Here is a 7,961-nt window from a genome sequence, read left to right on the forward strand (position 1 = left end):
CGCTCGCCGCGCCCGTCCCCGCCGCGGCCGCGGAGCCGGCGCTGCCGCCCCGGCCGGCCCCGCGGGAACCGCCGCGCGGCGTCGTGGACCGGCTGCCCGGCGAGGGGAGCTCGCTGGCGCTCACCATCGACGACGGCACCAGCTCCGACGTGGTCGCCTCCTTCTGCACGTTCGCGGCCGACAGCGGCGTCCGGCTGACCTTCTTCCCCAACGGGATGTACCGCGCCTGGGAGGAGAACGGCGAGCTGCTGCAGCCGCTGATCGACTCGGGCCAGGTGGCCATGGGCAACCACACCTGGTCCCACCCCGACATCACCACGCTGGGCGACGACGAGGTCGCCGAGGAGATCGGCCGCAACCGCGACTGGCTGGCCAGCACCTTCGGCGTCCGCGACACCCCGTTCTTCCGCCCGCCGTTCGGTGCGCACGACGACCGGACCGACCGGATCTCCGCCGCGGCCGGGCACCCGACGATCGCCCTCTGGAACGGGACCCTGGGGGACCACCGGCCGATCACGCCGGCGGAGCTCATGGCCGCCGCGCGCGAGTGGTTCGCCGGCCAGGCGATCATCGTCGGCCACGCCAACCAGCTGACCGTCGCCTCCGTCTACGACGAGCTGCTGGACCTCATCGCCGAGCGCGAGCTGCAGACGGTGACCCTCGCCGACGTGTGGGCCGCGCCGAGCCTGGCCCACGTCGTCTCGACCTCCGGCTCGGCGCCCATCTCCTGACCGTCTGCTCGACCTGCGGGGGGCCCCGTTGTGGACGAGGCTGGCCAGCGACGCACGGGCGCACAGACGGAGGAGCGGATGGTCGGCAGCGGGACGTTGGCGGGGCGCGTCGCCCTGGTCACCGGCGGGGCGAGCGGCCTGGGCCGGGCCACGTGCCTGGCGCTGGCGGAGGCCGGCGCGCACGTGGCGATCGCCGACATCGACGCGGCGGGCAGCGAGCAGACCGGCAAGCTCGTGGCCGAGGCGGGCGGCACGGCCGACGTCGTCCCGCTCGACGTCACCGACGACGCCAGCCGGCGGCAGGTCGTGCAGCGGCTGTTCGACGAGCACGGCGACGCCTTCGACCTGCTGGTGAACGTGGCCGGCATCGACCGGCCCGGCTACGTCACCGACATCGATCTGGCCGACTACCAGCGGGTGATGGCGGTCAATTGCGAGGGGCCGGTCTTCCTGACCAGCGAGTTCATGAAGCGGGTCCAGCACCTGCCCGAGGGGCGCACCGCCGACGTCGTGCACATCGTGTCGCTGTCGGCGATCACCTCCGGCAGCGGTGCCATCGCCTACAACGGCTCCAAGGCCGGCTTCCTCAACGCGACCCGGTGCATCCAGAGGGAGCTGCGCGAGAAGGCCGTCCGGCAGCCGGACGGCTCGGAGCGGCCGTTCCCGTGCCGGGTGCAGAGCGTCATCCCGGCCGCGATGGACACCCCGATGATGGAGCAGTGGGGCATCCCGTCCCACCTGATGATGCCGCCGTCGGCCGTGGCCGAGATGGTCCGGTACCTCGTCACGCTGCACCCGGCGGCCTTCGTGCCGGAGATGCAGATCGTCCCGCGACTCGAACCCAACTTCCCCCGCTGACCTGCGGTGCCCGCAAGGAGGAGGCGCGGCATGAGCTCCACCGACCCCGACGACCCCACCCCCGACAGCGCGATGGCCTCGGGCACCGACGCCGGTGAGCCGGGCGGCCACCTCGGCCCGGGCGACCTCGCCCCGGACGAGGAGCGGCTGCTCGCCGCCCTCGAGCGCGATGCCCTCGGCGGGTCGCTCTCCCCGGAGGAGACGGCCGCCGAGGTGCGGGCGGCGGAGGACGAGGCGCCGCTGCCGGCCGAGGGCGGCGACCAGGGCGACGGGTTGTCCGCCCGGTTCACCGCCCCGCCGGAGCCCGACTGACTCCGAGCCGGACGGCGACCAGGGCCACGTCGTCCTCCGCGTCGTCGGTGAGCAGCCGGGCGAGCACCTCGTCGCAGACCTCGCCGACCGGCCGGTCGGCGAGGCTCGCCAGCTCGGCGGCCAGCCGGTCGACGCCGTCGTCGAACCCCTGGTCGCGGCGCTCGACCAGGCCGTCGGTGTAGAGCAGCACGGTCGAGCCCGGCTCGAGCAGCGCCTCGCACTCGGGCCGCACCGCGGCCGGGTCGACGCCCAGCAGCAGGCCGGCGCGGGGCGCGGTGAGCGCGCGCGCCACGCCGTCCCGGCCGACCACGAGCGGCGGCAGGTGCCCGGCGCTGGCCCACCGCAGCCGGGTGCCGCCGGACGCCGGTTCCGGCACCAGCCGGCCGACGAGGACGGTGGCCAGCGCGTCGAGCCCCAGGCCCGCGATGGCCGCGTCCAGCCGGGTGAGGACGGCGGCCGGCCCGTCGGCGCTGTCGTAGGCGATGCCGCGCAGCACCCCGCGCAGCTGCGCCATGTCGGCGGCGGCCTCGGTGTCGTGCCCGACGACGTCGCCGATGACGAGCACGGTGGAGCCGTCGGGCTGCTCGAACACGTCGTACCAGTCGCCGCCGACCTGGGCCTCGCGCGCGGCGGGCACGTAGCGCACCGCGACCTCGAGGTCGGCGCGCTGCGGCGGCTCGGTGAGCAGGCTGCGCTGCAGGGTCTCCGCGGCGCGGACCTGGCTGCGCGAGCGCGCGTAGAGCGCCTCCAGCAGGTGGGTGCGCAGCTCGAGGACCTCGGTCACCTCCTGCGCCGACCACGGCTCGGAGCGGTCGCGGACGGTCTCCCGCCAGCGGTCGAAGCTCTTGCGCGGGCTGAGCCGCACCTCGTCGCCCTCGCGCTCGGCGATCGCCTTGTTGTGCGGGTCGCCACCCCAGTCGACGGTGCGCACCGCCTCGGCGCGGTGCCAGAGCACGAACTGCCCGTCGGGGAGGGGGACGACCAGCACGCCGCAGGCGGGGTCGGCGTCCAGGCCGGGCGCCGACCGCGGCAGGGAGTCGGTGGCCACGACGTCCTCGTCCTGGGCCGCCGCCCACGCGGCGACCGCCTCGGCGGCCCCCTCCGGCAGCGGCGCGCCGCGGCTGCCGGAGTGCCGCTGCAGGGAGAGCACGACGCCGTCGGCCGGCAGCAGGTCCAGGAGGTCGGGGGAGCCGAGCAGGGTGTCGACCAGCGGGCGGTCCTCGTCGAGGGTGGCGGCGGTCAGCCAGGCGAGGGTGGAGCGCACCCGCAGCGCGCGGTGCACCTCGTCCTCCTCGGCGCGGTCGACCAGGCGCAGCGACAGCGTGGAGCCGAGGAACTCCGCGGCCGCCCGGGTGGCGTAGGGCGGGGCGTGCGGCCCGGTGTAGTGGTGGCAGGCGATGAGGCCCCACAGCCGGTCGTCGCGCAGCAGGGAGATCGACATGGAGGCGCGCACCCCCATGTTCTGCAGGTACTCGACGTGGATCGGCGAGACGCTGCGCAGCGTCGAGTAGGTGAGGTCCAGCGGCTGACCGGAGGCCGGCCACGCCGCGGGCCACAGCCGGGCCGGCACGTAGTCGACGTCGGAGATCAGCCGGATCCAGTTCTTCTCGTACAGCGCCCGCGCCTGGGCCGGGATGTCCGAGGCGGGGTAGTGCAGGCCGAGGAACGCGTTGAGCCCCGGTGCCTTCGCCTCGGCGACCACCTCGCCGTTGTGGTCGGCGTCGTAGCGGTAGACCATCACGCGGTCGAACCCGGTGAGCTGGCGGACCGCGTGGGCGGTGATGTCGTAGAGCTCCTGCAGCGTCGAGGCGCGGTTGAGCTCGCCGACCGTCCCGCGCACCGCCTGGTAGGTGTTCGGGAAGGAGAACGGCCGCGGCCCGAACGCCGGCTCCAGTTCGACGACGAGGGTGGACGCCGGCGGCATGCCCTCTCCGGCGCTGCCGGTGACCGCCCGGTGCAGCAGCGCGTCGACCGGGCGCGGTCCGCCGTCGACGTCGAGGGTGAGCTCGACCGGGTTGCGCTCGCGGAGGTCGCCGAAGGCGCTGGCCGACCGCGCCACGGCCTCGGCCTGCGCGACCCCGAGCACCTCGGTCAGCGGCCGCCCGAGGGCGTCGGACGCGGCCACGCCGACCAGGTCGGCGAGGTTCTCCGACACCTGCTGGACCACGAGGTCGGGCTCGCTCACCGCGAGGAGCACGCCGCGGGGCTGGATGCTGCCCGGGACGTGGATCGGCTCGCGCTCGCAGTTCGTGAGGTCGATCGGCGTGCCGGGCGGCAGCAGCTGCAGTCCCGGGGCGGCGTCGCTCACGCGTCGACCGCCACCGGCGCGCACCAGGCGGCGAGCGCGGCGAAGGTGTCCCGCGCGGCGCCGACCAGCCGGTCGGCGTTCCCGCCGGCGGCGACCCGCCGGCGGGCGGCGCGCCGGTAGGCGTGCCACATGGCGCCGGTCTCGGTGCCGTACGGGGAGAACGCGCCCACCCGGACGTCGGGGCCGAGCGTGGGCAGGTCCGCCAGGTGCCGGGAGATGAACGTGCCGCCCAGCGTGGAGCCCTCCAGCACGTAGAGGCGGCCCAGCGCCTGGTCGGTGTCCTCGACGGCCGGCAGCCGCGGTCCGGCCGCGGGCCCGTCCCCGGCGTCCAGCGCCGCGAGGTCGCGGGCGAAGAGGTGGGCGCGGCGGCGGCGGGACCACGTCACGCTCGCGGCGTCGGCCGGCTCGCGGCGGGCCCAGTCGTCGAGGCCGGCCTCGGCCGACCGCCAGAACGCGTGCAGCCGGCCGAGCACGCAGACCAGGCGGTCGCGGCTCAGCTCCGGGTCCATCAGCCCGAGCGTGGACTCCACCTGCTCGTGCTCGCCGGCCGTCGCCGAGCGGAGCACCGTGAGGACGTCGGCGCGCCCCGCATCTCGAGGCAACGCCTCTCCTCCCACAGCCATCAGCTACCCGAGGGTAGGGGACGCATGCGTGACCTGCCCGGATGGCTCGGTGCGCCCTGCAACCGATCAGCGTCAGGACCGGACGGTGGCCAGCCGGGCGGCGCGCACCGACGCGTGCACCAGGAGGCGGACGTCGCCGTCGGCGAGGTCGAGCCCGGTGAGCTCCTCGATCCGGGCCAGCCGGTAGTAGAGCGTCTGCCGGTGGATCCGCAGCGCGTCGGCGGCCCGGGCCGCCGACGCCCCGGTGTCCAGCCACACCTCGGCGGTCTCGGCGAGCACCGGGTCGGCCAGCAGCGCCGTGACGGCCGGGTCGGGGCCGGGCAGCGCGGCGGCCAGCCGCCAGCCGCCCAGCTCGTCCCAGTGCGCCACCGGCGAGAACCGGGGGACGGCCGCGGCCACCTCGGCCGCGGTGCGGGCCTGGGCCCACTGCCCGGCCAGCCCCGCGGTGCCCCGGCCGACGGCGGAGAAGCCGGCGGTGCTGCCCGGCGGCAGGGTGGCCAGCGCGGCCGCGGTGAGCGCACCGGCCGGCCGGAGGTCGCCGGGTCCGGGCAGCGGCACGAGGACGGCGGCGGCCGGGGCGGGCTCGGACAGCACCGCGGCGACCGCGCCGGCGGTCGGGGGACGCCAGGCCGGGGCCAGCGAGCCGCCGCCCGGCCGGAACGCGACGAGCACGAGGGCGGCGTCGGCGCCCCACACCCCGGCGAGCGTGCGCTCGGCCTGGGCGCGGGCGGCCGCGGAGCCGGTCAGGGCCGTGGTCAGCGGCCGGCCCAGGTCCCCGGCCGACCACTCCCGCTCGGCGAGCAGCCGGCCGGCCTCGGCAGCCAGCTCGACGGCGGAGTCCAGGGCGGGGTCGCCGGGTGCGGTCCGCCCGCCGTCGAGCAGCCACAGGTACCCGTGCGTGCGCCCGCCGTGCCGCACGGGGAGCAGCAGCCGGGTGAGGATCCCGGCGGCCGGATCCTCCGGCGTGCGCAGCGGCTGCTCGGCGTCGGCGATGCCGAAGTCCTCGAACCAGCGCCGGGTGGCCGGGTCGGACCGGCGGGTGAGGATCGAGCGGGTCCGGACGGCGTCCATGACCGGCGCGTCCTCGCCGTCGACCGGGTGGGCGCAGAACGCCAGCAGGGTGAAGTCGACGTCCTCGAGGGTGGCGGGCGCGCCGAGCACGCCGGAGACCCGGTCCACCAGGTCCTGCAGCTCGTCCCGCACGCCCACCTCCAGGCTGTACAACTGTATGAGAGAGACCGTACGTCCGTCGCTGGTGGCGGAGTCCGCGGCTGCCTAGCGTCGGTGTCGTCGCAGTCCCCGGCGCCGGAGGTGGCCCCGTGCTCTCGCAGAAGGCCTTGTTGCTCGGCGCCTCGCGGCGGCCGGAGCTGCGCCGGCTGGTCACCGGCAACCCCGCCACCCGCCGCGTCGTCGACCGGTTCGTCGCCGGGGAGGCCCTCGACGACGTGCTGACCGTCGTCCGCCGGCTCACCGGCGAGGGCATCGCGGTGACCCTCGACCACCTCGGCGAGGGCATCACCGACCGCGCCGAGGCGGTGCGTTCCCGCGACGCCTACCTGGCGCTGCTCGACGGCCTGGCGCCGCTCGGCCTGGGGCGTGCGGCCGAGGTCTCGGTGAAGCTGTCGGCGTTCGGCCAGGCGCTGCCCGGCGGGGGCACCGACCTGGCGCTGGAGATGGTCCGCCCGGTGGCCGAGGCCGCCAGCGCGATCGGCACCACGGTGACCCTCGACATGGAGGAGTCGTACACCGTCGACTCCACCCTCGCCGTCCTCGCCGAGCTGCGCCGGGACCACCCCGGCACCGGCGCGGTCCTGCAGTCCGCGCTGCACCGCACGCTCGACGACGCCGCGGCGCTGGCCGTGCCCGGCTCGCGGGTGCGCCTGGTCAAGGGCGCCTACGACGAGCCGCCGGCGGTCGCCTTCCAGGGCCGCGCCGACGTCGACGCCGCCTACGCCCGCTGCCTCGGCGTCCTGATGCGGGGCCCCGGCTACCCCATGGTCGGCAGCCACGACCCGCGGCTGATCGCCATCGCCCAGCGGCTGGCCACCGTGGCCGGCCGGGCACCGGACTCCTGGGAGGTGCAGATGCTCTACGGCATCCGCACCACCGAGCAGCGCCGGCTGGCCGCGGCCGGGTGCACCGTGCGGGCCTACGTGCCCTACGGCGACGACTGGTACGGCTACTTCATGCGCCGCCTGGCCGAGCGGCCCGCCAACCTGCGCTTCTTCCTGCGTTCCCTCGTCACCACCTCCTGAGAGGGGTCCTGTCATGGACGCCGTCACCCGTGTTCCCGCGCCGCTCAACGAGCCGGTGCTGACCTACGCGCCCGGTTCGCCGGAGCGCGCCGCGCTGCAGGCCCGGCTGGCCGAGCTGGCCGCCGACCCGGTGGAGCTGACGATGACCCTCGGCGAGAGCCGGCGGATGGCCGGCGGGGAGCGGTTCGACGTGGTGCAGCCCCACCGGCACGCCGCGGTGCTGGGCACCGCCGCGCACGCCACGCACGCCGACGCCGAGCAGGCGCTGCGGTGCGCGAAGGAGGCCGCGGCGGGCTGGCGGGAGCTGTCCTTCGACGACCGGGCGGCGGTGTTCCTGCGCGCGGCGGACCTGCTGGCCGGGCCGTGGCGGCAGACGCTGAACGCCGCCACCATGCTCGGGCAGAGCAAGACCGCGGTCCAGGCCGAGATCGACAGCGCCTGCGAGCTGATCGACTTCTGGCGGTTCAACGTGCACTTCGCCCGGCAGATCCTGGCCGAGCAGCCGGCCTCCTCGCCCGGGGTGTGGAACCGGACCGACCACCGGCCGCTGGAGGGCGTGGTGTACGCGATCACCCCGTTCAACTTCACCGCGATCGCCGGCAACCTGCCCACCGCGCCGGCGCTGATGGGCAACACCGTGGTCTGGAAGCCCGCCCCCACCCAGCAGTTCGCCGCGCACTTCCTGATGCGGCTGCTGGAGGCCGCCGGCCTGCCGCCGGGAGTGATCACCATGGTCACCGGCACCGGAGTGGAGGTGTCCGACGTGCTGCTGGCCGACCCGGACCTGGCCGGCATCCACTTCACCGGATCCACCGCGGTGTTCCAGCAGCTGTGGCGCACCGTGGGGGCCAACATCGCCTCCTACCGGGGCTAT

At 76.0% G+C, this 7,961-nt stretch carries 8 protein-coding genes; 5 read left to right on the plus strand and 3 right to left on the minus strand.

The features are described 5' to 3' along the window. From MY520_RS27510 to MY520_RS27520, 3 genes are all read left to right on the plus strand, one after another. Positions 1–731: polysaccharide deacetylase family protein (locus tag MY520_RS27510; RefSeq protein WP_436695882.1), on the plus strand; the 731-nt coding region annotated here is incomplete at its 5' end. A 78-nt stretch (positions 732–809) separates the two neighbouring features. Further along, the gene (locus MY520_RS27515; RefSeq protein ID WP_436695883.1) at positions 810–1,589 is read left to right on the plus strand and encodes an SDR family NAD(P)-dependent oxidoreductase; all 780 of its coding nucleotides are present in this window, start codon (positions 810–812) and stop codon (positions 1,587–1,589) included. A 30-nt stretch (positions 1,590–1,619) separates the two neighbouring features. Beyond that, positions 1,620–1,901, plus strand: a complete 282-nt coding sequence (locus MY520_RS27520; RefSeq protein WP_436695884.1) for a hypothetical protein — start codon at positions 1,620–1,622, stop codon at positions 1,899–1,901. On the opposite strand, the gene MY520_RS27525 is transcribed toward MY520_RS27520, so the two are convergent. The 3 genes from MY520_RS27525 to MY520_RS27535 form a co-directional block, all read right to left on the minus strand. Further along, positions 1,876–4,209 carry a SpoIIE family protein phosphatase gene (locus MY520_RS27525; RefSeq protein WP_436695885.1) on the minus strand — a complete coding sequence of 778 codons (2,334 nt, stop codon included), beginning with the start codon at positions 4,207–4,209 and terminating at the stop codon, positions 1,876–1,878. The genes MY520_RS27520 and MY520_RS27525 overlap by 26 nt on opposite strands. Then, positions 4,206–4,811, minus strand: a complete 606-nt coding sequence (locus MY520_RS27530; RefSeq protein WP_436695886.1) for a biliverdin-producing heme oxygenase — start codon at positions 4,809–4,811, stop codon at positions 4,206–4,208. The genes MY520_RS27525 and MY520_RS27530 overlap by 4 nt, the downstream gene beginning before the upstream one ends. A gap of 93 nt (positions 4,812–4,904) precedes the next feature. Further along, a complete protein-coding gene (locus MY520_RS27535) occupies positions 4,905–6,056 on the minus strand; it encodes a PucR family transcriptional regulator (RefSeq protein WP_436695887.1) in 1,152 nt (383 codons plus the stop codon). Positions 6,057–6,151: 95 nt separating this feature from the next. Between MY520_RS27535 and MY520_RS27540 the strand changes: the two genes are divergently transcribed. Beyond that, a complete protein-coding gene (locus tag MY520_RS27540) occupies positions 6,152–7,087 on the plus strand; it encodes a proline dehydrogenase family protein (RefSeq protein WP_436695888.1) in 936 nt (311 codons plus the stop codon). 13 nt (positions 7,088–7,100) lie between these two features. Continuing rightward, positions 7,101–7,961: aldehyde dehydrogenase family protein (locus tag MY520_RS27545; protein ID WP_436695889.1), on the plus strand; the 861-nt coding region annotated here is incomplete at its 3' end.

This window comes from Geodermatophilus sp. CPCC 205506 (genome assembly GCF_051383635.1).
In the GTDB taxonomy this organism is placed as follows: Bacteria; Actinomycetota; Actinomycetes; order Mycobacteriales; family Geodermatophilaceae; genus Geodermatophilus.

Bases quoted from the DNA above. Each gene is read 5' to 3' on its own strand.
- MY520_RS27515 (WP_436695883.1), top strand. From the start codon at position 810: ATGGTCGGCAGCGGGACGTTGGCGGGGCGCGTCGCCCTGGTCACCGGC.
- MY520_RS27520 (WP_436695884.1), top strand. From the start codon at position 1,620: ATGAGCTCCACCGACCCCGACGACCCCACCCCCGACAGCGCGATGGCC.